At 69.2% G+C, this 23,266-nt stretch carries 25 protein-coding genes and 1 tRNA gene; 7 read left to right on the top strand and 19 right to left on the bottom strand.

Annotated features, from left to right (window positions below; all coding sequences use genetic code 11):
- Positions 1 to 12: 12 nt before the first annotated feature.
- A complete protein-coding gene (locus tag MKK67_RS30050; RefSeq protein WP_243972418.1) occupies positions 13 to 705 on the top strand; it encodes an ArsR/SmtB family transcription factor in 693 nt (230 codons plus the stop codon).
- Between the two features lie 12 nt (positions 706 to 717).
- Here the strand turns inward: MKK67_RS30050 and MKK67_RS30045 are convergent, their stop codons facing one another.
- The 6 genes from MKK67_RS30045 to MKK67_RS30020 form a co-directional block, all read right to left on the bottom strand.
- Positions 718 to 1,476, bottom strand: a complete 759-nt coding sequence (locus MKK67_RS30045; protein WP_243972417.1) for an NADH dehydrogenase ubiquinone Fe-S protein 4 — start codon at positions 1,474 to 1,476, stop codon at positions 718 to 720.
- 70 nt (positions 1,477 to 1,546) lie between these two features.
- Entirely contained in the window at positions 1,547 to 1,900 is a 354-nt protein-coding gene (locus tag MKK67_RS30040; RefSeq protein WP_243972415.1) for a hypothetical protein, read from the bottom strand.
- Between the two features lie 16 nt (positions 1,901 to 1,916).
- Complete coding sequence (locus tag MKK67_RS30035; protein ID WP_243972413.1) at positions 1,917 to 2,333, bottom strand: hypothetical protein; 417 nt, start codon at positions 2,331 to 2,333, stop codon at positions 1,917 to 1,919.
- A 127-nt stretch (positions 2,334 to 2,460) separates the two neighbouring features.
- Positions 2,461 to 3,003 (bottom strand): Hsp20/alpha crystallin family protein, encoded by a 543-nt coding sequence (locus MKK67_RS30030; RefSeq protein WP_243972411.1) that lies wholly within the window; start codon positions 3,001 to 3,003, stop codon positions 2,461 to 2,463.
- Between the two features lie 151 nt (positions 3,004 to 3,154).
- Positions 3,155 to 3,679 (bottom strand): Hsp20 family protein, encoded by a 525-nt coding sequence (locus tag MKK67_RS30025; RefSeq protein ID WP_243972409.1) that lies wholly within the window; start codon positions 3,677 to 3,679, stop codon positions 3,155 to 3,157.
- Between the two features lie 459 nt (positions 3,680 to 4,138).
- Positions 4,139 to 6,808, bottom strand: a complete 2,670-nt coding sequence (locus tag MKK67_RS30020) for a DNA translocase FtsK (protein WP_243972406.1) — start codon at positions 6,806 to 6,808, stop codon at positions 4,139 to 4,141.
- Between the two features lie 159 nt (positions 6,809 to 6,967).
- Here MKK67_RS30020 and mtnA point away from each other — a divergent pair, with 159 nt between their 5' ends.
- Genes mtnA through MKK67_RS30000 form a run of 4 tightly spaced genes read left to right on the top strand, consistent with a single transcriptional unit; the run spans position 6,968 to position 8,884 of the window.
- Positions 6,968 to 8,068 carry an S-methyl-5-thioribose-1-phosphate isomerase gene (gene mtnA, locus MKK67_RS30015; protein ID WP_243972404.1) on the top strand — a complete coding sequence of 367 codons (1,101 nt, stop codon included), beginning with the start codon at positions 6,968 to 6,970 and terminating at the stop codon, positions 8,066 to 8,068.
- Between the two features lie 54 nt (positions 8,069 to 8,122).
- Positions 8,123 to 8,350 carry a hypothetical protein gene (locus MKK67_RS30010; protein WP_243972403.1) on the top strand — a complete coding sequence of 76 codons (228 nt, stop codon included), beginning with the start codon at positions 8,123 to 8,125 and terminating at the stop codon, positions 8,348 to 8,350.
- On the top strand, positions 8,347 to 8,637 hold the full coding sequence (locus tag MKK67_RS30005) for a type II toxin-antitoxin system RelE/ParE family toxin (protein WP_243972401.1): 291 nt from the start codon (positions 8,347 to 8,349) through the stop codon (positions 8,635 to 8,637). Before MKK67_RS30010 ends, MKK67_RS30005 begins: the two co-directional genes overlap by 4 nt.
- Positions 8,630 to 8,884 (top strand): hypothetical protein, encoded by a 255-nt coding sequence (locus MKK67_RS30000; RefSeq protein ID WP_243972399.1) that lies wholly within the window; start codon positions 8,630 to 8,632, stop codon positions 8,882 to 8,884. The genes MKK67_RS30005 and MKK67_RS30000 overlap by 8 nt, the downstream gene beginning before the upstream one ends.
- A 91-nt stretch (positions 8,885 to 8,975) precedes the next feature.
- Here MKK67_RS30000 and MKK67_RS29995 read toward each other — a convergent pair whose 3' ends face one another.
- The 6 genes from MKK67_RS29995 to MKK67_RS29970 form a co-directional block, all read right to left on the bottom strand.
- Complete coding sequence (locus MKK67_RS29995) at positions 8,976 to 9,965, bottom strand: MaoC/PaaZ C-terminal domain-containing protein (protein WP_243972397.1); 990 nt, start codon at positions 9,963 to 9,965, stop codon at positions 8,976 to 8,978.
- Positions 9,966 to 9,998: 33 nt separating this feature from the next.
- On the bottom strand, positions 9,999 to 11,096 hold the full coding sequence (gene ychF, locus MKK67_RS29990; RefSeq protein WP_243972395.1) for a redox-regulated ATPase YchF: 1,098 nt from the start codon (positions 11,094 to 11,096) through the stop codon (positions 9,999 to 10,001).
- A gap of 4 nt (positions 11,097 to 11,100) precedes the next feature.
- On the bottom strand, positions 11,101 to 11,547 hold the full coding sequence (locus tag MKK67_RS29985; RefSeq protein WP_243972386.1) for a PIN domain-containing protein: 447 nt from the start codon (positions 11,545 to 11,547) through the stop codon (positions 11,101 to 11,103).
- Entirely contained in the window at positions 11,540 to 11,770 is a 231-nt protein-coding gene (locus MKK67_RS29980; protein ID WP_147907930.1) for a hypothetical protein, read from the bottom strand. Before MKK67_RS29980 ends, MKK67_RS29985 begins: the two co-directional genes overlap by 8 nt.
- A gap of 41 nt (positions 11,771 to 11,811) precedes the next feature.
- Positions 11,812 to 12,420 (bottom strand): aminoacyl-tRNA hydrolase, encoded by a 609-nt coding sequence (pth, locus tag MKK67_RS29975; RefSeq protein ID WP_243972385.1) that lies wholly within the window; start codon positions 12,418 to 12,420, stop codon positions 11,812 to 11,814.
- 156 nt (positions 12,421 to 12,576) lie between these two features.
- Complete coding sequence (locus MKK67_RS29970; protein ID WP_243972384.1) at positions 12,577 to 13,626, bottom strand: serine hydrolase domain-containing protein; 1,050 nt, start codon at positions 13,624 to 13,626, stop codon at positions 12,577 to 12,579.
- Positions 13,627 to 13,985: 359 nt separating this feature from the next.
- Here MKK67_RS29970 and MKK67_RS29965 point away from each other — a divergent pair, with 359 nt between their 5' ends.
- The gene (locus MKK67_RS29965) at positions 13,986 to 14,216 is read left to right on the top strand and encodes a hypothetical protein (protein ID WP_243972383.1); all 231 of its coding nucleotides are present in this window, start codon (positions 13,986 to 13,988) and stop codon (positions 14,214 to 14,216) included.
- A gap of 42 nt (positions 14,217 to 14,258) precedes the next feature.
- On the opposite strand, the gene MKK67_RS29960 is transcribed toward MKK67_RS29965, so the two are convergent.
- A complete protein-coding gene (locus MKK67_RS29960; RefSeq protein ID WP_243972382.1) occupies positions 14,259 to 16,430 on the bottom strand; it encodes an FUSC family protein in 2,172 nt (723 codons plus the stop codon).
- A 194-nt stretch (positions 16,431 to 16,624) separates the two neighbouring features.
- Between MKK67_RS29960 and MKK67_RS29955 the strand changes: the two genes are divergently transcribed.
- Positions 16,625 to 16,701, top strand: a tRNA-Arg gene (locus tag MKK67_RS29955).
- A gap of 174 nt (positions 16,702 to 16,875) precedes the next feature.
- Here the strand turns inward: MKK67_RS29955 and MKK67_RS29950 are convergent.
- The 6 genes from MKK67_RS29950 to MKK67_RS29925 all read right to left on the bottom strand — a co-directional run bounded on the left by MKK67_RS29950 (position 16,876) and on the right by MKK67_RS29925 (position 23,141).
- The gene (locus tag MKK67_RS29950; RefSeq protein WP_243959399.1) at positions 16,876 to 17,436 is read right to left on the bottom strand and encodes a metallophosphoesterase family protein; all 561 of its coding nucleotides are present in this window, start codon (positions 17,434 to 17,436) and stop codon (positions 16,876 to 16,878) included.
- A gap of 105 nt (positions 17,437 to 17,541) precedes the next feature.
- Positions 17,542 to 18,312: a 3'-5' exonuclease gene (locus tag MKK67_RS29945; RefSeq protein ID WP_243972381.1), complete on the bottom strand. Its 771-nt coding sequence runs from the start codon at positions 18,310 to 18,312 to the stop codon at positions 17,542 to 17,544.
- Positions 18,313 to 18,444: 132 nt separating this feature from the next.
- A complete protein-coding gene (locus MKK67_RS29940) occupies positions 18,445 to 18,762 on the bottom strand; it encodes a DUF6634 family protein (RefSeq protein ID WP_147910753.1) in 318 nt (105 codons plus the stop codon).
- 84 nt (positions 18,763 to 18,846) lie between these two features.
- Positions 18,847 to 21,012: an AAA family ATPase gene (locus MKK67_RS29935; RefSeq protein ID WP_147910754.1), complete on the bottom strand. Its 2,166-nt coding sequence runs from the start codon at positions 21,010 to 21,012 to the stop codon at positions 18,847 to 18,849.
- Complete coding sequence (locus tag MKK67_RS29930; protein ID WP_243972380.1) at positions 21,009 to 21,944, bottom strand: metallophosphoesterase; 936 nt, start codon at positions 21,942 to 21,944, stop codon at positions 21,009 to 21,011. The genes MKK67_RS29935 and MKK67_RS29930 overlap by 4 nt, the downstream gene beginning before the upstream one ends.
- A gap of 96 nt (positions 21,945 to 22,040) precedes the next feature.
- Entirely contained in the window at positions 22,041 to 23,141 is a 1,101-nt protein-coding gene (locus tag MKK67_RS29925; RefSeq protein WP_147910755.1) for a hypothetical protein, read from the bottom strand.
- Positions 23,142 to 23,266 lie beyond the last annotated feature (125 nt).

Raw genomic sequence — 23,266 nt, 5'->3', positions numbered from 1 at the left:
AGGAGATCGCCCATGAATCCGCAACCAAGCCTCGCCACGGCGGCGTTCCTGATCGCGGATCCGGCGCGGTCCGTGATGCTGATGCAGCTGCTCGATGGAAAGGCGCGGCCCGCCGGCGAGCTGGCGTTTGCCGCCGGCGTGACCGCGCAGACCGCGAGCTCGCATCTCGGCAAGCTGCTCGCGGGCGGCCTCCTGGCGGTCGAGACCGAGGGGCGCCACCGCTATTATCGCCTGGCCGGCCCCCAGGTCGCCCTGGCGCTGGAGACGCTCGCGGCGATCGGCCCGGCAGCGCCCGTCCGGTCGAAACCCCTGAGCCGGGAGGCACGCGAGCTGCGGTTCGCGCGCTGCTGCTACGATCACCTGGCCGGCCACCTGGGTGTGGCCGTCACGGGCGCCTTGCAGGCGCGCGGCTATCTCGTGCCGGCCGAGGGCAAGCGCTTCGCGGTGCCCCCGGCCGGCATCGCGTGGTTCGCCGGCCTCGGCCTGGAGGTCGACCGGCTGAAGCCGGGCCGGCATGGGCTGGCCCGGCAATGCCTCGATTGGACCGAGCGGGAGCATCACCTCGCCGGCCCGCTGGGCGTCCAGCTGATGAGCCTGTTCTGCGCGAAAGGCTGGCTGCGCCGCTCCGGGACGACGCGCGCCGTGCAGGTCACGCCGCCGGGCTGGATTGCCCTGAAACGGGAACTCGGCCTCGATCCGGTCTGAGGCGCGCCCGGCTCAGGCCGCGAGAACCAGCTCCTCATCCGCCTCCCGCTTGACCGGAACGGCGACCGCCGGGGCGGAGGGTTTCGGGCGCCAGGTCTCGCCGAGCGCCAGGAGCGCGGCCTTGACCGCTTCGAGCTGCGAGGGCTCGCCCTCGGCCATGCCCTCGGCGGCGGCCACCTCCTTCAGGTACTCGTCCCAGGCCCAGCGCCGGAGGATCTCGCGCTTGCCCTCGCGGAGCAACCGCGGGTGGTCCAGCACGGCGGCCGGCGTGGCGAACACCGCGGCCGGATTGATGAGGGCCCGTTCCAGCTCCGGCCCGTCCGGGAAGCCCGGCGGCGCGGCCGGCGCCTGTTTCCGGCCGAGCACCACACGGAGCGGCGCGCGTCCGGGTTGCCGCCGCTCATCCGAGGGCGCCGCGCCGACAGGAGGCGTGCGGGGCACCGCGGCGGGCTCCGGTTCGGCGCTGTAGTCGAGGCCCTGCCGCTCGGCATAGGCGATGGCCTGCGCCCGGGTCGGGAAGGTGAGCCGCACATCCGTGGCGAGCGGATCGCCGCCGCCGGTCCAGCCCATCAGGGGCTCGATCTCGGGGGGCGTCTCGCGCGCGAAGGTGAGGACCCACGTGCCTTCCCGGCCGCGGCCTGCGGTGTCCACGGGCCGCGTCTGGCGCCGGATCAGGGCTTTTCGGCCGGCGAGCCACGGGGCGGCCGCGACGAAGGCGGGGGGATTGTTGTGTCCGATGCCGATGGTGCGATCCTGGATGGTCGTCTGCATGGTTGCCTCCTCGGAGCTTGGCCCGACGGCGTAACCGTCGAGCCGGCTCGACAGGGGTGATGCGCCGCGCTCAGGCGTTCAGCAGCCCGAGGCGTGCGGCGGACTGGACGCCGAAGCTCGCCGCGAAGGCGAGGAGGGCGGCGTCCCAGGCGGTGAGGTGCGTGGCGTTGGCCGGCGGCCCGGCCCGGGTGATCGCGGCGCCGAGCCAGACGAAGCCCGACAGGCTCAGCAGCCCCGCCAGCACCCAGGGCACGGCCGGGGCCGGGCTCAAGGCCGCCAAGGCGAGGCAGAGGGCGGCGGACGCGATCCAGCCCGTGAGGGTGGACCAGCTCTCCCGCTCCACCGCCTCGGCCGGCGGCCCGGTCCGGCTGCGCCTGAGCCGGCTCGACCACCGATAGCGGTCCTTTAGGTCGAAGGTCGTCATCGTTTCCCTCCCGGCTTCAGTTCAGGACGGGATCCGGCGCCGCCGCGTCACGCCGTCCACGGCGGCCGAGCACGACCGGGATCCGCGGCTTGCGCGTCGCGGGGGCGCTCGGGGCGGGGGCGCCGTCCAGGGCCTGGAGCGCGGCCAGGACGTCGTCGATCGGCACCGGTTCGGACCGGCAGCCGGGCAGGCAGCGCAAAGTCGGGCAGGACTCCACGGCGCGGGCGTCCGAGGCCCAGGAGGCCAGGATCGCCCGCTTCTCGGCGCGCGACAGGCCGGGATAGGCCAAAACCTCCCGGGGATGCCGGAACACGTCGCCCGGCGCCACGAAGGCCTCGAACGGGTCGACCGCCGTCGCCCTCAGATTGGCCGCGGCCATCGGGCCGAGGCGCTCGATAGGTGTGTCGATCGGGGTGGTATCGATGGGCTGCATGCGACCCTCCTGTGCGTGTCAGCAAAGGTTGGGGCGGCCGGCAGGTCCGTGCTCGGTGGTCCGCGCTCGGTGGCCCATGCCGGCCGCCGCGTCATGCGTCGTGATCCCGCCGGATCGGCGGGCGGCCTCAATGGGCCGTCTTCTGGGCACCGTCCTTCTGAGCGCCGTCGCCGCCGTTCTTGATGGCGATGCGGCGCCCCCGCTCCGGCACCTTCTCCGAGCGCGGCAGGGTCACGGTGAGCACGCCGTTCCGGAACGACGCCTCGACCTTGTCCTCCTCGACCGGGAACGGCAGGGCGATCACCCGCTCGAACCGGCCGTAGCTGCGCTCCGAGTAGCCGCGCGCCTGGTCGGTGGTCTCGGCGCGCTTCTCGCCCCGCAGGGTCAGCACGCCGTCCTCGACCAGGAGTTCGACGTCCTTCTCGTCGAGGCCGGGCAGCTCGGCCGAGAGCCGCAGCCCGCCATCCGCCTCGACCAGCTCGACATTGGGCCAGCCGAAGCTGCGCCCGGCCACGCTCGGGACCGAGCCGAACCCGGTGAACACGTCGTCGAACAGGCGGTTCACCTCGCGGTGGAGCGTCAGGAAGGGATTGGCCGGCTCGTTCGACAGGGCGGTCGGCGCCGGGGTGCCGGTGCTGCGGTTCCACGGAATCAGATCTCTCACGCTCATGGCTGTCTCCTTCAGGTTGATGTCATGGGCTTCTCATTCGGATAGCCGTCGGTGGCCCGCGGGCCTGAGGGCCCACACGGGATATCGTTCGTCCGACGGGGGAGCCCGGGCGGCCCGCGGATCGGGCGGCCCGGACCCGGACCGCCCGCGATCAGGCAGCCTTGGCCTCGGCGACCCCGGCTTCCGCGATCTTGGGCTGGGCGACCTTGCCCTCGGCGATCTGCGTGGGGGCGTTGTCCTGGCCGGAGGTGGCCGTGACGCCGCCGATGGCGATGCGACGGGGCTTCAGGGCCTCCGGCACCTCGCGCTTGAGCGCGACGGTCAGGAGCCCGTTCTCCAGGTTCGCGCCCACGACTTTCACGTGGTCGGCCAGGTTGAAGGTCTGGCGGAAGGTGCGGGCCGCGATGCCACGGTGCAGGTACTGCCGCTCGGTCTCCGGGGCCGCCTTCTGGCCCGACACGAGGAGCACCGTATCCTGCTGGGTCAGCTCGATCTCGTCGGGGGTGAAGCCCGCCACCGCCATGGTGATGCGGTACTGATCGTCCGCGACCTTCTCGATGTTGTAGGGCGGCCAGGCGGCCGTGGGCTCGACGCGTTCGGCCTGGTTCAGCAGCTCGAACAAGCGGTCGAACCCGATGGACGACCGGAACAGGGGCGCAACGTCGTAAGTCCTCATAACCACATCCTCCGTTGAGCAACGTGACTACAAGAGACGCCGGACACCAGGACCGGCGCCCAATCGGCGAACTCGTTTCCGAGCCTCGCACGCGCGTAACGTTTGCTTTGCGGGGTGGTTCCGCGAGAGGGGCGATTCTTTTTTGGGTGTTTTGAGATTCGGTCCGTGGGTGAGCCTTCCCTCGCCCCGCTTGCGGGGAGAGGGCCGCGACGACTTCGTCGTCGGCGCGGCGAGGCGTCAGCCGAGGGTGAGGGGGCGGCTCAGGACGCGCGCTCCGTTCTGAGCCGCCCCCCTCACCGCCACTCCGGCTTCGCCTGCGCTTCCCGCACGGACGACGAGGTCCGTGCGGGCCTCTCCCCGCAAGCGGGGAGAGGGGGAGCCCGCGCCTCGTCCGGAATTGTGTGAAGACCGTAGGCCGGCGGGATCTGGGCTACCACCGCGGGCCGAGCCAAGAGACCCTCAGCCCGCGGCATCCTCCAGAAGAATCTCGCGCTTGCCGGCATGGTTGGCCGGGCCGACGATGCCTTCGGTCTCCATCCGCTCCATCAGCGAGGCGGCGCGGTTGTAGCCGATCTGGAGGCGGCGCTGGATGTAGCTGGTCGAGGCCTTCTGGTCGCGCAGAACCACCTGCACGGCCTGGTCGTAGAGGTCGCCGCCGGCCTCGCCGAAGGAACCCTGGTCGAACACGGCGCCGTCGAGTTCGAGCTCTGCCGCCCCGGCCTTACCGCCCTTGCCGTTCCCTTGGGCGCCCTTCTCGGGCGCGCCCTCCTCGTCGTCGGCGGTGACGGCGTCGAGGTAGCTCGGGCGGCCCTGGCGCTTCAGGTGGGCGACCACGCTCTCGACCTCGCTGTCCGAGCAGAACGGCCCGTGCACGCGCGTCGTGCGGCCGCCGCCGGCCATGAACAGCATGTCGCCCTGGCCCAGAAGCTGCTCCGCGCCCATCTCGCCGAGAATGGTCCGCGAGTCGATCTTGCTCGTAACTTGGAAAGAAATCCGGGTCGGGAAGTTCGCCTTGATCGTGCCGGTGATCACGTCCACGGACGGGCGCTGCGTGGCCATGATCAGGTGGATGCCGGCCGCGCGGGCCATCTGGGCGAGCCGCTGGATCGCGCCCTCGATGTCTTTGCCGGCCACCATCATCAGGTCGGCCATCTCGTCGACCACGATCACGATGTAGGGGAGGGGGGCGAGGTCCATGGCCTCGTCCTCGTAGATCGCCTCGCCGGTCTGCCGGTCGAAGCCGGTCTGCACGGTCCGGGTCAGCACCTCGCCGCGGGCGGCGGCCTCCGCCACACGGGCGTTGTAGCCGTCGATGTTGCGCACCGCGATCTTGGACATCTTCTTGTAGCGCTCCTCCATCTCGCGCACCGCCCATTTGAGGGCGATCACCGCCTTCTTCGGGTCGGTCACGACCGGGGAGAGCAGGTGCGGGATGCCGTCATAGACCGACAGCTCCAGCATCTTGGGATCGACCATGATCAGCCGGCACTCTTCCGGCTTCAGCCGGTAGAGCAGCGACAGGATCATCGTATTGATCGCCACCGACTTGCCCGAGCCGGTGGTGCCGGCGACCAGCAGGTGCGGCATCCGGGCGAGGTCGGCGATGATCGGCTCGCCGCCGATGTTTTTTCCTAAGCACAAGGCCAGCTTGTGCTTGCTCTCGGCAAAGTCCGTGGAGGCCAGGAGCTCGCGCAAGAACACCGTCTCGCGCTTGGCGTTCGGCAATTCGATGCCGATGGCGTTGCGGCCGGGGACCACCGCCACGCGGGCCGAGACCGCCGACATCGAGCGGGCGATGTCGTCGGCGAGCGCGATCACGCGGCTGGACTTGGTGCCCGGCGCCGGCTCCAGCTCGTAGAGGGTCACGACCGGGCCCGGGCGCACGGCCAGGATGTCTCCGCGCACGCCGAAATCGCCGAGCGTCGCCTCGAGCAAGGTCGCGTTCTGCTCTAGGGCGTCGGCCGAGACCTGGCTCGCCGGCGAGGGGCCGCGCGGGGCGGCCAGCAGGTCGAGGGCCGGCAGGGCGTAATCCTCCGGCCGCATCTGCGGCGCGGGCGCCCGGCGGGCCGGAACCGGTGCGGCGGCCGGCGCCGCGACTCGTGAGGCGGTCGGCTCCGGGGCGCGCGGCGGCGCCGGCCGGGGCGGGGCCTCGCGGGAAGAGGTCTCGAACGCGTCCGGCTCGTCGTCCTCCGGGGGCAGGGCAACCCGGCGGGCAGGCGCTGCGACCGGCTCATCGAGGGACTCGAACACCGGCTCGCGCCGCTCCGCGCTCGGATGGTGGGGGTTTTCGGGCAGGTGCTCGGCCCAGGGCAGGTCGGCATCCGTGAAGGCGCGCCGTGCCGCCAGCGCCGGCGAGGCGCTGTCGAACGGCTCGACCCGGCCGGTCCGCCAAGTCTCGATCCGCCGCGCCAGGGCGACGCGCATCCGCATCAGGCCCTGGGCGAGGGCGCCGATGCCGACGAGGCCGAGGCTCGGCTCGTCCGCATCCTCGCGCTCGTCGCGGCCCCGCACGGGCTGCTGCCGGGCGGGATAGGGCTCGTCGTGGAAGGAATCCTCCTCGACGGTCCCGAATCGGCAGGCGCCGGTGAGGCTGAGGATCGCCACCGCGGCGTAGACGAAGCCGACGAGATGGGCCGCCGCCGAGGACACCGCCCCGACGATCACCCGGGCCATCGACAGCAGGCCGTCCCCGGCGACGCCGCCGAGCCCGGTGGGGAGCGGCCAGCGGGCGGTGGGGGGCAGGGCACTCGCCACCGCGCTCGCGGCGCAGAAGCCAATGATCCAGAGCGCCAGGCGCATGCCCCCCTGGGGCAGGTCGCGCTCCCGCATCAGCCGCACGCCCCAGAGCACGGGCGGCAGCACGAAGGCGAGGGCGCCGAGCCCGAGGATCTGCATGGCGAGGTCGGCCACGACGGCGCCCGGCTGGCCGAGCACGTTGTGGGCCGGATGGTCGGTGGCGTGGTTCAGGCTCGGGTCGTCGATCGACCACGTGGCAAGCGCCACGGTCAGCGCGACCGCGCCGGTGAACAGGACGAGCCCTCCGAGCTCCGTCAGGCGCTTGCCCAGGAAGGGGCGAACGCTGTCGACGTAGGTGTCGTAGGGCGACGCGGGACGGCGAAGCGAGCGCATGCGGGACCGGACGCGAACGGGGACTCTCGCCCGAGGCTAGTCATGCCGGCCTTAACGACCTGCTAAGGTTGAGGAAGCCTGACCCGATGCCCACCGGGATCGCGCGGGACCCAGTGCGGGGTGGTGCAAAAACCGCCCCACTATGGCACAGAAACCGCCATGAATATCGACGGCACACCCTATCGCACGATCTTCCCGGACCCGGACGGCGTCAGCGTCCAGGTGATCGACCAGACACGCCTGCCCTTCGCGTTCGAGCTGAAGCGGCTTGCCACCCTCGACGACGCCGCCCTGGCGATCCGCACCATGATCGTGCGCGGCGCGCCGCTGATCGGCGTCACCGCGGCCTACGGGCTCGCGCTCGCGATGCGGGCCGATCCCTCGATGGAGGGGATCGACCGGGCGGTGGCGGTGCTCGCCGCGACCCGCCCGACGGCGATCAACCTGCGCTGGGCGCTGGACCGGGTCGCCGGCAACCTGCGGCAGATCCAGCCGGCCGAGCGCTTCGTGCGCGCCTTCGCGGAGGCCGGCCGCATCGCCGAGGAGGATGTGGCGAGCTGCCGCTCGATCGGCGCCCATGGCGGCCAGATCATCGCCGACCTGCACAAGGCCAATGGCGGGCGCCCGGTCACGGTGCTGACCCATTGCAACGCCGGCTGGCTTGCCACGGTGGATTGGGGCACCGCGCTGGCGCCGATCTACGCCGCCCACGAGCGCGGCGTGCCGGTGCACGTGCTGGTGGACGAGACCCGGCCGCGCAGCCAGGGCGCGGCGCTCACCGCCTTCGAGCTCCACGGCCACGGCGTGCCGCACACGGTGATCGCCGACAATGCCGGCGGCCACCTGATGCAGCATGGCGGTGTCGACCTGTGCATCGTCGGCTCGGACCGGACCACGGCGAGCGGAGACGTCTGCAACAAGATCGGCACCTACCTGAAGGCGCTGGCCGCCCACGACAACCGCGTGCCGTTCTACGCGGCCCTGCCGTTCTCGACGATCGACTGGACGCTCCACGACGGCGTGAGAGAGATCCCGATCGAGGAGCGCGACGGCCGCGAGGTCACCCACATGACCGGCCGCCTGGAAGATGGCGGCTTCGCCACGATCGAGGTGGTCTCGCCGGGCAGCCCGGTGGCGAACCCGGCCTTCGACGTGACGCCGGCTCGGCTGGTGACCGGAATCATCACCGAGCGCGGCATCTGCGCGGCCAACGAAGAGGGGCTTTACGGGCTGTATCCGGAGCGGCGGAAGGCGGCGTGAGGGGGGCTTCGGAGGCGACATGGTGTGTGTGGCAATCATGGGCATGATGAGCGCATGACTGAGCTTCTCGATCAGGCCATCGCGCGCGTCCGCGCGCTTCCCCCGGAGACGCAAGATGCGTTCGCGCGCATGCTGTTGAATCTCGCCAGCGATGAGGTCGAGCCCGTCATCTTGACGCGGGAAGAACGGGATGCCATCGCCGCATCGAAGTCGGCGGCAGCGCGGGGCGAGTTCGCGACGGACGAGGAAGTGAGGGCGATCTGGACGAAGCACGGCCTGTGAAACTTCGCTTCACCCGTCCTGCTTTGACCGACCTTGCCGCGCTGACCGAATATATCGAGGCTCGATCGCCGGAAGGTGCCCGGCATGTCCGGCGACGGATCAAGGACGCATTGGAGCGGCTCGCAGATTACCCGATGCTCGGACAGCAAACCGACGATCCGACCATTCGCCGCCTGACCACGATCCCTTATCCTTACCTGATCTTCTACGAAGTCACGGACGCGGCCATCATCGTTCATGCCGTTCGCTACAGCGCCCGCGATCCCGGTTCGATGCCGGATGCGTGATAAACGCGGATATCGATGGCTGAGCAGACGCAACGCGGGCGAAGGCCCGAGCGATGATCGTGCTGGCCTCGCCCTCCACGAACGCACCGCGCTCGGACTGTTCCAGCCCGGCCATAACAGCGGCCACGTGCTCGTGCTCGATAGCAAGCGGGTCCGCGATCTTGGCCATGCTGAGCATGGCTTGGGCGATGGCATCCTGATCGTCGGCCGGCATCTGCCGCACGGCCGCAACCGCTTTCTCAAGTAGATCCGTCATCGGCCGACCTCCACCTGATCCTCGAACCACGGCCCATCGCGTTGCAATCGGAGGCGGACGTCGAGAACCGCGAGGCTGCGCCTCACGGCTCCCAGCGATGGAACACCGCACTGTCGAACGAAAAGACCGGCTCGCCGCGCTGGTTCACACCGGTGTTGCGGGCAAACGCCAGGCCCCAGCCGGGGCGGGAGGCGGAGGCGCGCTTGTCGGTGAGGCGGGTGCTGAACCGGACCGTATCGCCAGCGTAAACGGGTTTGAGCCAGCGCAAATTCTTGAAGCCCGGGGAGGGGCCGGCTTCCGGGACGGGGCCGCGGGTGGCCGTGTAGGCGGCGTCGCGCGCGCGGGTGGTGAGCAGCCGGTTCATGTAGGCGGCGGCGGTGTGCCAGCCGGAGGCGCACAGGCCGCCGAAATGGCTGCGCCTGGCCGCGGCCTGGTCGAGATGGAACGCCTGCGGGTCGTAGGCCTCGGCGAAGGCCACGATCGCCGCGGCGCTGAACGGGTAGGCCCCGAGGTCGCGGACCCAGCCGATCTCGGCGTCGCGTAGGAACGGCAGGATTTCGACATCCTCCGGCTCCGCCACCGGCTCCGGCTCGCTGATCTCGACGGGGCGCGGGGGCAGGGGATCGGTGCCGCGGCGGGCCAGCATGAATGTGAAGCGCTGGGTCAGCACCGTCTCGCCGCGCGGGTTGCCGAGGGCGACCTCGGCCGTCACGAAGCCGAGCCCCGGCTTCGAGGCCGAATCCCGCATCCCCACGACCCGGAAGGTCAGCGTCAGGGCATCCCCGGGCAGGACCGGCGCCAGCCAGCGCAGCTCGTCGATCCCGGGCGCGCCGAGCGATGAGCCGCCTTGGAACGGCCCCCGCTGCAGCAGCCGCATCCCCAGCGCCGCCGTGTGCCAGCCCGACGCGATCAGCCGTCCCGCGAAGGTCGCCTCCGCGGCCGCCTCGTCGAGGTGGAACGGCTGGAAGTCGAAGGCCCGCGCGAAGCCGACGATGGCGTCGCGGCCGACCGTCAGGGGCTCGCCGACGATGACGTCGCCGACGGAAAAATCCTCGACCGCGGGGTCCGGCATGGCAGCCTCGTCCAGTGCGTCAGGGGGAGGGGCTCAGTTGGCGAAGCGGAAATGCAGCACGTCGCCGTCCTGCACCACGTAGTCCTTGCCCTCGAGCCGCAGCTTGCCGGCATCACGGGCACCGGATTCACCGCCGAGCGTGGTGTAGTCCTGGAACGCGATGGTCTCGGCGCGGATGAAGCCCTTCTCGAAATCCGAGTGGATCACCCCGGCGGCCCCTGGGGCGCGGGTGCCTTTGGTGATCGTCCAGGCCCGGGCCTCCTTGGGGCCGACCGTGAAGTAGGTCACGAGGCCCAGCAGATCGTAGCCGGCGCGGATCACCCGGTTGAGGCCGGGCTCGGTCAGCCCCACCGCCTCCAGGAACTCGGCCTGGTCGCCCTCCGGCATCACGGCGATCTCGCTCTCGATCTTGGCCGAGACCACCACGGCGATGGCACCCTCGGCCTTGGCCCGGGCGAACACCGCATCCGAGTAGGCGTTGCCCTTGTCGGCATCCGTCTCGTCGACATTGCAGACGTAGAGCACCGGCTTGGCGGTCATCAGCCCGAGGGACTGGAACAGTTTTTCCTCGTCCGGCTTGCGCTCGACCAGCCGCGCCGGCTTGCCCTCGCGCAGCAGCGGCAGGGCGCGGTTGACGAGGTCGAGGCTTTCCTTGGCCTCCTTGTCGGCGCCCTTGGCCTTCTTCTCCAGGGCGACGGCCCGGCGCTCCAGGCTGTCGAGATCGGCCAGCATCAGCTCGGTCTCGATGGTCTCGATATCGGCCGCCGGATCGACCTTGCCCTCGACATGGGTGACGTCGCCATCGGTGAAGCAGCGGACCACGTGGGCGATCGCGTCGACCTCACGGATGTTGGCCAGGAACTGGTTGCCCAGGCCCTCGCCCTTGGAGGCGCCGCGCACCAGCCCGGCAATGTCCACGAAGGTCAGCCGCGTCGGGATTTTTTCCTTCGAGCTCGCGATCCGGACGAGGTCGTCCAGGCGCGGATCCGGCACCGCCACCTCGCCGACATTCGGCTCGATGGTGCAGAACGGGTAGTTCGCCGCCTGCGCGGCCGCCGTCTGCGTCAGAGCGTTGAACAGGGTCGACTTGCCGACGTTCGGCAGGCCGACGATGCCGCATTTGAAGCCCATGGACTCAGTTCCGTTGAAGCACGTCGCCGGGCGACGCGCGGAAAGGGTTGATGAGGGTCAGGCCCTCGAACACGGCGCCGTGTGCCATATCCTCGGTCAGGAAGTATCGGCATCCGGCGAGCTGGGCCGCGGCTACCAGGAGGCAATCGAACCACTGATAGCCCAGCTTGTCCCGCACCGCCCAGGCGACCTCGAGTTCCTCCTCGTCCAGGGGCTTGTCGCCCCAGACCTTAAGCGCCTCGATCTCCTGCTGGATGTCGGCGAGTGGACGCCTCGGCTCGTTCCTCAGGATCCAACGTGTCAACTCGTTGAGGACCTGCATGTTGATGCGCGCGGCGCCCTGTGCGCCGAGGCTTCGCACCCATTCCTGGGCGGTCGCCTTTTTGTCGCTCTGCTTGGCGTCGCGCCCATAAATCAGCACGTTGGTATCTACGAAGACCTGGTCAGTCATCGTAGAGCTGGTCGCGTGTCGGGGCGCGTCCGTTCTCGTCGGTCAGGTTCATTGGGGGGCCGGCCAGGAACCGCTCGATCGCTTCGAGCTGCGTCAGCGGCCGGCCGACGCGCTGCTCGACGGCTTCGGCGACGAACCGCGACAGGCTCTTGCCGTCGCGCGCGGCGGCGACACGCGCCCGCTGCAGCAGGGCCTCGCTCATCGTCACGGTGACGTTCTTCATGGCAGCCTCCGCCGTCTATATCGTGTCCTCGTGTTTTCGTGTCAATTTTTGGAACCCAGCGTCTTCACTGCGTCCCAGCCCCGGCCGGCCATGGCGAGGTGGACCTTGTTCTGGAAGCTCGCATCCTCGCCCGCCGCCAGCAGCGCGGCGTGGTCGGCCACCGCGTGGCAGAGATCCTCGACCCAGGGCAGCTCGGCCTTGCCGAAATCGTTGAGCACGTAAGAATGCACCAGCGCCTTGTCGCCGGGATGGCCGATGCCGAGCCGCACCCGGCGATACTCGTTGCCGCATTGGGCGGTGATCGAGCGCAGGCCGTTATGGCCGGCATTGCCGCCGCCGAGCTTCACCCGGAGCTTGGCCGGGGCGAGATCGAGCTCGTCGTGCAGCACGATCACGTCGCTCAAGGGGATCTTGTAGAAGCGCTGCGCCTCCGCGACCGAGCGCCCGGACTCGTTCATGAAGGTCGAGGGCTTCAGCAGAATCGCCCGCTCGGTGCCCAGCACAACCTCGGCGGCCTCGCCCTGGAACCGGTGCCGGAACGGGCTCGCCCGGTGCTGCCGGGCGATCGCGTCGACGGCCAGGAAGCCGATATTGTGCCGGTTGTTCGCGTAGCGCGAACCCGGGTTTCCGAGGCCGACGATCAACCGCATGGCGGAGTTCCTGACGCGATCCCGTTCATGGTCCATCCCTTTCGGGGCGGTCTGTGGCACGCTTCCTCGCGCGACGCATCCTCGATCGCTCGGGGGCCCGAGACGGAGCGCGGTGGCGGCCTGTCAGGTCGCGGGCGCGCTCCCGCGTGCGGTCCCTCATGGAGCTGCCGCCATCAGACGGCTCAACCGGTCGAGGAAATCACCGGTCCGATCGCGGTGAGGACCGTCCCGCTTCTCGATCAGCTGCACCACGACGAGATGTTTGGCCGGCACGATCGCGAGCTTCTGGCCGCCATAACCGGATGCCAGCGCCGCGCCCGGGCCGAAGCGGTCCACCGGGAGGATCCACCACAGATAGCCGTAGCCCAGCGCATGATGATCGGTGTCCGAATGGAGACTCGTCGAATCCTCGATCCATGACGCGGAGATGATGGGCCTGTCGTTCCATCGGCCGCCGTCGAGGATGAGCTGGCCGAAGCGCGCCAAGTCTCGGGCGGTGAGATCGAACCGGTAGGCCGGGTGCCGGGACATCGGCGCACCGACATAGCGCCCGTCCGAGGCGGAAAAATCCTCCATCCCGATGGGAATGGCGATGCGCTTGGCGAAGCCGTCGAAGATGGTCTCGCCCGCGGCCTCGCGATAGATCGTGCCGAGCGCGTTGAAGTCCCAGTTGTTGTAGTACCAGAACGTCCCCGGATCGTGGCTGCCGCGCACGGGACGTTTGCGGCGCATGTCGCCGGTTTCGTAGGCGGCCGCATGATAAATGCCGGATCGCGACATCAAGAGATCCCGGAGGGTCGCGCGTTTTTCTGCAGGATTCAGCGCCGGTTCGTCGTCGTCGATGCCGAGTTCGGCGAGCGTGCGCGTCAGGCTCAACTTTCCGTCGGTGATAAGTCTTCCGTATAGCGCGCTCAGCAGGCTTTTGCGGATCGATGCGACGTTGACCTTGCGCGCCGTGTCGCCCCAAGCCGCGACGATGCTGCCGTCTTGAATGACCAGGAACGCCGTGACGGCTTCATCATGAAGTTCGGTGCTAAGTGCGCTCAGCGTGTCGGCCCTCCACCCGGAGGCTTTCGGCTCCTTGAACGTCCAGGCTTGCGCAGCCGCCTCATGTGGCGCCGTCAGCGCCACCAGCAGGCCGATGAGGATTGGGATTGTCCGCATATCAATTTTCATCACATAAATTGAATCGATATTAAATTTCACACCATGATCTGTAATAATGTCGAAATCATAACAGAAAATAGCGCCGTTATCGACTTACATGCAGCGTAAATAATTAAACGAAATCCAGAGATGCACCGTGATGTCAATGATTGCTTCGCCATGGAAGGTCGGTGGCACCCTGCCCAGCCTAATCCCGGCATTCCGAACGTATCTGGTCTCTTGCGTGCGCCAGCGCACAGCATCGGTCGAACCACGGGCAGACGATCCCCGTTGAGAGGTCACATTCGGCCAAGCAGAGCCCGAGCGATCAAGACCGCCGCATCGACGATCTTCCTCACCCGACACGGTTGACCGGATGACTTCCCGTCGAAGTCGGACGCAGACACTAGGAGATCATCATGACCATGCGCATGCTCGCCGCCGCCGCCTTGTTGGCTGCCGCTGCCTCGCCGGCCCTCGCACAGGGAATAGACTCGAGGCATTCGCCCTACCCGGCTTCGGCCTATTCGGGCTGGATCGGCCATGCCGGATTCCTGCAGCAGGGTCGGCCCGAGTCCGCATCGGCTCCCGCCTACCGCTATGCCGGCCCACATGCCGGCGGCCCGGCCAACGCCCTGCCGCGGTACTGAGACCAGACGCGGCCCGCGGATCGTCCGCGGGCCGGCCTCTCGTCAGGTCGCCGGGACGGCCCGGCCGTCGCACGCGACGGCCTCCGCCTCCGGTCCCGCGCCAGCGATCGCGCGGAGCTCTCCCGGGCGCAGCGTCCCGCTCAGCAGGTCGACCTGGCTCACCAATCGGGCAAGCGACTGGCCCCGGTCGAGATCGGGACGAGCGGGCAACGGACGGTCTTCCCCGAGCGCCGCCAGGGTGGCGGCGATCCAGGTCCGCCAGCCTTGCGCCTCCGGGGCGGCGGCCTCGGGGGCGTGGCGCAACACCGTGAGCCGGGCGCTGATCCGGCGCAGGGTCGCGTCCGCCACCATGGCGGCCTCCACCTCCGGGTGGCCGCCGGCCCGGGGCTGCTGTAGGGCGCGCGACAGGGCCGCTTCCAGGTCGTTGAGGGCGAGGCCCGCCGCCCGGGCCCGAGCCAGCACCGCAGCCTCGCGCGCCTCCCCGGGGGGGCTGAGCAGCACGGCCTCGGCGAAGCCGGCATGGGCCTTGAGCGCCCGCCGCAATTCCTGGCGGACCTGATCCGGCTCCCAGATCGGCCAGAGCACTAGGCAGCTCGCCACCGCGATCAACCCGCCCAGCACCGTGAAACCGGCGCGCATGCCGACGATCTCCCAGGAGCTGTGGCCCGGCTCCAGCAATTCGACCAGCAGCACCACCAGCGGGGTCAGGCAGGTGATGAAGAAGCCGTAGGAGATCTGGCGCGCCGCGAAGCCGACCACGCTGAGCACGAGGATCAGCCCGGCCTCCACCAGCGGGGTCGTGGCGTAATAGGCCAGCACCGCGCCCGCGAGGCCGCCCAGCACCGTGCCGCCGATCCGCTCCAGCGCCCGCTGCCAGGTCGCGGCGTAGAACGGCTGCATGGTCAGCACCACGGTCATCACCAGCCAGTGGGTGAACGCCCCGGCATAGGTCAGGGTGGCGGCGAGCGCCGGCGCCGCGACCGCGGTGGCCCGCAGGGCGTGCCGGAGGTTCGGCGAGGCGAGGGTGAAGTTCTGCCGGAGCGGCTCGGCATAGCGGGTCCAGCGGTCGAGGCTGCGGCCATCCGTGAGGGTGCCGCCGGGCCGGTAGCCCTCGGGCGTCGAGAGCTTGGCGCCGATCCGCACGCGCCCGACGATTCCATCGGCCAGCCGCGCCAGGGTCGCGTCCTCCGACAAGCCCTCCGCCGCCCGGGCGATGGCGTGCTCCAGCCGGCCGAGATCGAGGCTGGCATCGTCGCGGATCGCCCGGGCGATGGTGACGAGCAGCGGTCGCAGGCGCCGCAGGAACGTTTTGGCCAGGGCCCGGCGGCGGGCATCGGGCCGGCTCTCGATCAGCTCCGAAACGGCGATCAGGGCGGAAAAAATCTGCTCGGCGCTCTCCAGGCGCAACAGGGCCTGGGCGGTGCGCTCGGAGACGCGTTCGCGGGAGCGGGCCATGTCGAGGATCATGGTCCGGGCGGTCTCGATGCTCGCGCGCACGCCGCGCCGATGGCCCCGCGCATGCCCGTCGAACGCGTCCGCGTCGGGATCGGTCAGGGCGACGAGCCGCTCGAGGTCGCCGCAGAGCCGCGCCAGGCCGTGCCAGACCTCGGCCACCGCCCGGTGCGCCGGGCGGTACGGGTGCAGGCGCCAGATCACCAGGGCGAGCAGCGTCGCCCAGAGCCCGCCGGCTGCGAACATCAGCGCCACGATCCCGGCCTGCTCCAGGGTGAGCGGCCGGTCGAGGGCGATGCACAGCACGACCACCAGCACGTTCCCGGCCGCTTGCGCCTGCACGCTCCAGACCCGGACGTAGGAGCAGGCGAAGATCACCGCGCAGGCGACCGGCACCACCACCGGCAGCCCCAGAGGCTGCAGCAGTCCGAGCCCGGCCCAGAGCAGGCCGCCGAGCAGCGAGAAGGCGGTGAGCACCCGCAGGCGCACCCGCATCGGCCCGCCCGTGTCGCAGAAGCAGGCGAGGTTGGCGGCCAGCGCCATGGTCAGCAGGGGCGGCCATTGCACCCAGATATTGATCAGGATGACGACGCCGAACGCGAAGGCCGCGCGCACGCCCTCGACCAGCCGGATGTTGCGCAGGTCGAGACCCGTGGGCAGGCGCCGCAGATCCGCCCCGGGCCGTGCGAGGCTGCCCCGACCGGCGGCCCGGCGGCGCCGGGTACGCTCGGGGGACGATGCGGAGGGATTCGGGCCAGGCAACCTCGGACTCCTGTGCGGGCGCGGCGCCCCCGCATGAACCACGCCCGGCCTGTCCGGATCCACCCCGCGCCGCAACCCCGCCATGCCGGCCTCGGGAGACGGACGGCGGCGCCTGCTACCCGGCGACCGTCGTCCGTGGCGCAGACGCTTGACCGTCAGCCGAGCCCGTGGCTTTTGGGCGCGCTGGCACCCGAGACTCCGTAGCTCAGCTGGATAGAGCAGCCGCCTTCTAAGCGGCAGGTCGTTGGTTCGAGCCCAACCGGGGTCGCCAGTGAAATCAATGATTTAGGAGCTTACGCTTATTGCTGCTTCATAGAAAGGACGACCTGAGGACGACGTCTAATTTGCTAGAGATATTCCTGGTGCGGTTGGTCGCGCCTTTCATGAAGGTTGGCTCTGCTGCGTTTCGCCAATGAATCGGCAGCTCGTCTGCTGCTGATTCGGCCTAACTTCCTGTCTTGAACCCTACCGCTGCGCCCTCGAGCTCGTCCTCCAGCTTGCTGTTGCACGCCATGCGGTCGAGCAGGTCGGGCAACCGGGTGGGTGCGTAGTCCCAGGCATCGACGCCCGCATCTTCAGAATGTCGCGTTCCGGTGATGGTCGCATGGGTGTGGCCGTAGAGGTGCACGGCCCCCCTGTGGATTCGTCGCCACGAGCGCATCGCGTAGTGGCACAGTACCACCCGGCGGTCCTCAACGACGATCTCGCGCATCTGCCTCGGCGGTGAGGACCACGGCAGACGCAGCACCGCCCTCGCGTCGTGGTTCCCTACGATCAGGTGCTTGCGCCCGTGAAGACGCCGGAAGACCCGCGCGAGGGCGGTAGCGTCCAGGCCGAGCGCGAAGTCACCGAGGTGCCAGATCTCATCGGAGCTGGCGACCCGAGCGTTCCAGGCGGCGATCAACGCCTCGTCGTGCTCTCGGATGTCTAGGAAGGGCCGGTCGCTGTACGCGATGACGTTTGTGTGCCCGAAATGCGTGTCGCTGGTGAACCAGGTCTGGGGCATGCGAACCTCGACGGCGTCTGCCCACACTCCGGCACGCGACGCGAGCGCGGTACGGATAGCGGGCGATGTGGGGTTTGGCGGGAGCCAAATGCGAATTCGCATCGGTCAGGCTGGGCAGCAGGTCGGCGCACCCTCTGATCTGCTGCGGGGCGCGATCGCCGTATCGATGTGCTCGACGGCGGACGCTGCGACGAAGCGTTCGAGGTCGGCGCTACTGCGGGTATGCCCGTCTGGATCCAGGGCACCGCGCAACTTCTCGTAGGCGAGGAACAGGCGGTAGGTCGAGCACACGTCCGAGACACAGTAGGCGGCGACCTCCGCCAGGCGTCCGGCCGCGACGAAGTCGGCGACGCGGCCACCGTCGATGCTCTCCGGCTTGCCCGGCAGGTTGAGGGCGCGACACAGGACGTCGAGACCTACCTTAGCGCGGGCGTCGAAATTGCCGAGAAGATCGCAAAGATCGAGAGCAGATTCATCGTAGCGGCGGTAATATGGGCGGCAGGTCAGGCCCGGTGCGGCGACGCCGTTGATCATCGCGCGGTAGCGCAACGTCGGCAGGTCAAAGCCGTGGCCGTTGAAGGACACGAGCTGCGGCCGCAGCTGATCGAGCTTGGCCGCGAAGTCGGCGATGAGCCTGCCCTCTGATCGTTCGCCGACATGCGGAGCGCCCAGTGCCCGCACCCGGTAGGCGCCATCCTCGCGAGTGGCGATCAGCGCGCCGATGCAAACGATGGAATGATAGATCAGCTTCGGGAAGCCGGTGCCGAGCTTGTCGCGAGCCGCGTCCGCGTCCCCGCGATCGAGGCCGTGCACCCGCGCGACAGCGGCGAGATCGGGCGCCGTTTCCAAATCGAACACCACGACGGTTGTAGACATGAACATCTCCTTCATTGGCCATGGATCGCGATGCTATGAGATGCGCGCCGGACGGAATTGGATGATCGTGATGGCTCGCCGGCGACCGTGCAGCACGGGAGCGGCAGAACGGTCGGGCTGGCGAGGAAAGGCTCAGTCTGCCGGATGCCCGAGCCGGTAAGTCCGGGTCAGCGTCCGGGCCCAGCCGGCGGTCTGATCGAGCAACAGCAATCGCGAGGTCACCGCATACCGTTCACCGGCAAGCTTCGGGTGATCGCTCACCCGCCCGATCAGCGCCGGCTCGATCGCTGGGACCATCGTGCGCCGCCACTGGGTGAGCAGTGGCGCGGCAGCGAGCGCATGTCGGTCGGGGGCCTCGCCGGCGGTGAGGCGTTCGAAGTCGACCAGCGCGTTCTCGATGCACACGGCATCCTCCAGCGTCAGGTAAAGTTCGAGGTCAGTTCTCGGCATTGCAGGGTTCCTCATCGGGTCGATGACGCGGCACGGTCGGCCGGGTAATTCACGGCGCAGTGGTGACGGATTCGGTGCGGCAGGTCAGGATCCGATGCCGTCGTGATGCTGAGACTTCACTACGATGCGATGGCCGGCGCGGACCCGGATGCGCGGCTTGTGCGCGGCGGCGATCTCTGCGATCTCGGCGCCGGTCATCACCCGGCGGGCGAGCAGAACCTCGACGAGGGCCAGCACCGCCACACGATCAGCTCGGACGAGGTCTTCTGCCGCGAGTTGAAGCCGGTGCAAGTCGGCCTCAACCCGCGCCGCCATCGCGGGATCCTCGCGCAACAGCAGGGCCGCGTCCTGCTGGCCGACCACAGCGCGCAGGGTCTCACCGAGGCCGAAACTTCCATGCAGGGCCGAGAGCTGCCGGGTCGCATCGCGAAGGTCGAAGGCGGCCCCTGCATCGACACCGTCGCCGATGATTCCATCAGCGGCACGCCCGGCGAGTAGGCCGACCACTTGTCGCTCGATCGCGGCGCGATCTGGCGAGCGATCCGCAATGCTGACGACGGTCGAGCCGCCGTGCCGCCCCCCGGCCTCGATCGAGACCTGGATCACCGAAAAGCCCAGCCTGATCGCGACGACGGCGTGACCGGCCTCATGAAGCGCCACGGCGCGAAGCTGTTCCGCCGAGCGAGGATCGGCCGGGGCGATCTCGGCCATCAAGTCGTCCCGGTTCATAGCGCGCCCGGCCACCTGCGCCCGGCGCCGGGCGGCCCGCACTGCGCCGGCCAGGATCGCGCCGGTCATCCCATGGCTCAGGCGCGCGACGGGCGAGAGATCGGCATCCAACAGGTCGGTTTCGAGATGAACGCGTAGGATACCGAGGCGGCCGGCCTCATCCGGTGGACCGATCAGGAACGACCGATCGAATCGTCCCGGTCTGAGTAGGGCGGGATCGATGCGCGTGATGTCATTTGTGGCCGCGACCAGCACCACGCCCGCCCGGCGCAGTTGCTCGAATCTGAGCAGACAGAAGGTGATCGCGGGTAACCACCATGACGATCCGCGATCATCCAGGCGTGATCTATTTGGTAGTGCATCAAGTTCGTCGATGAAACCGACCGCACATCCCTGTTGCCTGGCCGCGATCTCGAGTCGATCGCAGAAAGTAGAGATCTGCTTGATCACGCTGTCCAGAAAGCCGGAGCCATTGGCGAACCATTCGCCAACACTCGTCTCTCCAAAGATGACCCCCGCTTCCTGGGCGAGGGAGCGCGCAAGCGTCGACTTGCCCGTCCCAGGCGGCCCGTGAAGTACTGCCCCTTCCAGCAGCTGGGCCTTCATCTCGCCGCGGCGCACCCGGGCGATGTCAACCGCAGTCCGCATCGCCCAGACGTGGGCTTCGCCGTAGCCAGTCAGACGGTCGAGCGGCGTCACCGCCTCGCCGTCAGTCAGGCCAACGCGCGCGTCGCTCGCCCTGCGAATGCGTGCGACGCAATCGGCCGGAGCCGCGCCCGGCCGTAGGGCGGCGGCGACGTCGGGTAGGTCGAGGCCGGCGAGATCCTTGGGCTCGAGCGCCCGGCGCGGTCGCCGCCCACACCACATGCCGATGGCTCGGTTGACGAGGTCGGCATCGAGCGGCGGCACGTCGATGTGAGCGTCGGCCGCGGCAAGTAGCACCGGGGCGACCCATTCGCGATCCGGCGTGATCGCTACGACGGGTCGGCCTCCGGCGATACGCTCAGCGGCATCGACGTCGGGGTCCGGCGTGGGGGAGGCGCGCGGCCGGTTCACCTTGGCGATGCAGGTGGCCTTATGGCCGCTGACCCGGGCGATCACCGCCTCGACCGGTCCGACCCAGCTGCTGCTCGGCACCGCAACCACCACCACCACGGGCTTAGCTTCGCGCAAAGACCGGAAGACGCGCAGCGGCAAGACGGTGTTGACGGCCATCTGAGCCAAGAGGCTGGTCGGGTCGACTAGGCCCTCGAACCTGCGGACACCTCGCCTGTCCGGGCGTCGGCCGCCCACGCCGCCGTCACCCGCGCCGGATTCGTCCGCCTCAGCATCGGCCTCCTTGGCTTCGACGTCAGTTTCGTCCGGGAGATCGCGGACGAGCATGTCGATTGTCATCGCGACAACTTCGCGTTCGGCCGCTGTCGAGCTCCGGGTTGTGGCCTCGATCTCGTCGACGTCACCCGAGGCCGGGATCGTCGCCGCTACACACGCGTGCGTCGCCATGTCAGAATGCATGCTCATGGCCGGTTCTCCTTGCTGCGGGTGATCGGGATCTCGATGACGAGGGCGGGGTCGAAGGCCTTGCACTCGTCTCCGTACCCGTGTGGATTCGAGACGAGGCGGGTGCGCCCGATCATCAGATTGATGGGGTGATGGGTATGGCCGCTGAGCCAAAGCTCGGGGCCCCCCGCGGCGATGAGGTCCGAGAGGTCGCTGGCGAAGGCAGCGCTGACCGGATCGCGTCCGAAGCGCGGTGCGATGCCTTCTGGATGCGGAGCGTGGTGCGTCACGACGATGCTTGGGCCATCGTGCGGCATGGCGAGGGTATCGGCGATGAACCGGACCGAGCCCGCGTGCAGGTCGGCGGCATCGGCGGGCAGGAAGGGCTGCCATGCCGGCAGGTGTGCGCCGGCGATCCGGCGATGATCGTTCATCACCCTGCGCGCGGCCGCCATGGCGACTGGGCGATGCCCTGCGCCGAACAAGCGGTAGTTCGTCCAGAGCGTGCACTCGAGAATACGCACGCCGCCGATCACGACGGCGTCGTTCTCCAAGAGGGTGATATCGAAACTCTGGGCGGCAGCGCGGGCGCGGGCAAGCTCGTCTTGCAGGACCGCGCCGTAGTACTCGTGATTGCCCATCACCATGACGATCGGGATCGGCGCCGGGATGTGCTGGCGGAGGTAGGCGAAGGCGGCGACCGCCCCCTGGCACGTGTCGCCGGCCACTACGACGAGGTCGGCGCCGGGTACAAGCTGCAGCCGGCCGGTGTCAGCGAGGTCGACATGCAGGTCGGATAAGAGCTGAAGCCGCATGACCGGCACCGCTGCGGTCGCAGTCGAGGGATCCGAGTCATCGGCTGCGAGGCCGCCGATCGCCGCGAGCTGCGACGGTCGATGGTCCGGTCCGCGCGGTGGAGACGTCGAAATGAGTCGGGTCATGGCGCGATCCAACGGCCACCGACGCGAGGGTGCGGTGCCGAAAAGGGGCTGACTGAAGAGGTGATGGAAAACCCGCGTCCCGTGGGGCCTTGGTCGTGATCCTGCGCGCTACCGGGCGGACCACACGCGACCGGGTACGTTGGTGGCGGTGGCGAGCCGACCGCCATTGGTCAGCGACGGGATCACCACCGGCACCCTGAGATGCAGGAGACCATCCTCCCCGAGGTAGGCTGCCCCCGCCGCCACGAGCTGCCTGCGCTTGTTGGCGACCCCCGGCTGAATACTTGAGCCATCCTCGGCGGCGAGCGTCGACCCGGCTTCCAGGATCGTACAGCCCGGAACGCTCACCGCGGTCGCCCGGACCTCGCGCCACGCGAGCGTATAGCGCCGCACTTCGGGCAGACCGAACACTGGCAGTGGGACATCGAGCCGGTAGCCTCGCTTCAGTCCCGTCAACGGCGGTACCGCGATGGGGGTATCCGGGTCGGAACCCGCTCGCTCACGCGGAGCGATCTGGATCGCAGGCCGTAGCCAGGTCCCGCGAGGTTCGAGAGCGAGGCAGCCTGCGCCGACAAGGAGCTGGCGCGCATCTGCCAGCCAGCGGGCGCCGAGACCGGGGTCGGTCTGCTCCAGCATCGCTTCCTGCGGAGATGCCCCGACCACGCTGCAGTGCCCGGCCCTCTGGATCTGCCGGGTGAGCAAGGCCTGCAAGGCGAGGATCGCATCCTTGCCGATGCGGGCTTTGTGCGTCGATCCGATGATGAAGAGCCGCTCGATCCGCAGCGGCGGCAGGCGCAGGTGCTCTTGCCAGCGACGGGGTACCTTGATGGTCTCGCCGACCTTGGCTTCGCCGGACGCGCAATCGCCGTCGCCCGCGACCACATGCTCCGCTTCGGCATCCGGCTCGTGGACCGCGATGCAATAGCCATCCTGCGCTCGGGACAGGGCGATGTACGCGGCGTAGGACGTCAAGGCCGTTTCCTGGAACAGAATGTGGACCTCATCGATCGGGGCAACGCCGACCACGAGGTCGGAACCGAGCATCGTGATCAGGCGGGCGCCGTCGAAGCGCCTGGACAGGCGCTGCGCAAATGTGAAGGCCGATCCGAGCGGGATCAGCTCGTCGGCGGCTTGAGGTTGAGCAGCCGGAATGCCCCGACTTGATGCGGTGTCTTTCTTGGCGCTGTGAGTCATCGCGAAGTTCATCATGCGAAACCTCCACCGAGATCGGCCTGCCGACGACTAGGCGTCTGGCGACGATCGCGGGCTTTTGGGGGACGGCTGCCGCCCACGGGGCTGGGCGGCGTGAATGTCTGGCTCGGACCGGCGACAGC

This window comes from Methylobacterium sp. J-072, assembly GCF_022829425.1.
In the GTDB taxonomy this organism is placed as follows: Bacteria; Pseudomonadota; Alphaproteobacteria; order Rhizobiales; family Beijerinckiaceae; genus Methylobacterium.
The sequence above is the reverse complement of the archived record's forward strand: the minus strand, read 5'-3'. Positions and strand labels throughout refer to the sequence as shown.

Coding starts and splice junctions, on each gene's coding strand:
- MKK67_RS30050 (WP_243972418.1), top strand. CDS start 13: ATGAATCCGCAACCAAGCCTCGCCACGGCGGCGTTCCTGATCGCGGAT.
- MKK67_RS30045 (WP_243972417.1), bottom strand. CDS start 1,476: ATGCAGACGACCATCCAGGATCGCACCATCGGCATCGGACACAACAAT.
- MKK67_RS30040 (WP_243972415.1), bottom strand. CDS start 1,900: ATGACGACCTTCGACCTAAAGGACCGCTATCGGTGGTCGAGCCGGCTC.
- MKK67_RS30035 (WP_243972413.1), bottom strand. CDS start 2,333: ATGCAGCCCATCGATACCACCCCGATCGACACACCTATCGAGCGCCTC.
- MKK67_RS30030 (WP_243972411.1), bottom strand. CDS start 3,003: ATGAGCGTGAGAGATCTGATTCCGTGGAACCGCAGCACCGGCACCCCG.
- MKK67_RS30025 (WP_243972409.1), bottom strand. CDS start 3,679: ATGAGGACTTACGACGTTGCGCCCCTGTTCCGGTCGTCCATCGGGTTC.
- MKK67_RS30020 (WP_243972406.1), bottom strand. CDS start 6,808: ATGCGCTCGCTTCGCCGTCCCGCGTCGCCCTACGACACCTACGTCGAC.
- mtnA (WP_243972404.1), top strand. CDS start 6,968: ATGAATATCGACGGCACACCCTATCGCACGATCTTCCCGGACCCGGAC.
- MKK67_RS30010 (WP_243972403.1), top strand. CDS start 8,123: ATGACTGAGCTTCTCGATCAGGCCATCGCGCGCGTCCGCGCGCTTCCC.
- MKK67_RS30000 (WP_243972399.1), top strand. CDS start 8,630: ATGCGTGATAAACGCGGATATCGATGGCTGAGCAGACGCAACGCGGGC.
- MKK67_RS29995 (WP_243972397.1), bottom strand. CDS start 9,965: ATGCCGGACCCCGCGGTCGAGGATTTTTCCGTCGGCGACGTCATCGTC.
- ychF (WP_243972395.1), bottom strand. CDS start 11,096: ATGGGCTTCAAATGCGGCATCGTCGGCCTGCCGAACGTCGGCAAGTCG.
- MKK67_RS29985 (WP_243972386.1), bottom strand. CDS start 11,547: ATGACTGACCAGGTCTTCGTAGATACCAACGTGCTGATTTATGGGCGC.
- MKK67_RS29980 (WP_147907930.1), bottom strand. CDS start 11,770: ATGAAGAACGTCACCGTGACGATGAGCGAGGCCCTGCTGCAGCGGGCG.
- pth (WP_243972385.1), bottom strand. CDS start 12,420: ATGCGGTTGATCGTCGGCCTCGGAAACCCGGGTTCGCGCTACGCGAAC.
- MKK67_RS29965 (WP_243972383.1), top strand. CDS start 13,986: ATGACCATGCGCATGCTCGCCGCCGCCGCCTTGTTGGCTGCCGCTGCC.
- MKK67_RS29950 (WP_243959399.1), bottom strand. CDS start 17,436: ATGCCCCAGACCTGGTTCACCAGCGACACGCATTTCGGGCACACAAAC.
- MKK67_RS29945 (WP_243972381.1), bottom strand. CDS start 18,312: ATGTCTACAACCGTCGTGGTGTTCGATTTGGAAACGGCGCCCGATCTC.
- MKK67_RS29940 (WP_147910753.1), bottom strand. CDS start 18,762: ATGCCGAGAACTGACCTCGAACTTTACCTGACGCTGGAGGATGCCGTG.
- MKK67_RS29935 (WP_147910754.1), bottom strand. CDS start 21,012: ATGAGCATGCATTCTGACATGGCGACGCACGCGTGTGTAGCGGCGACG.
- MKK67_RS29925 (WP_147910755.1), bottom strand. CDS start 23,141: ATGATGAACTTCGCGATGACTCACAGCGCCAAGAAAGACACCGCATCA.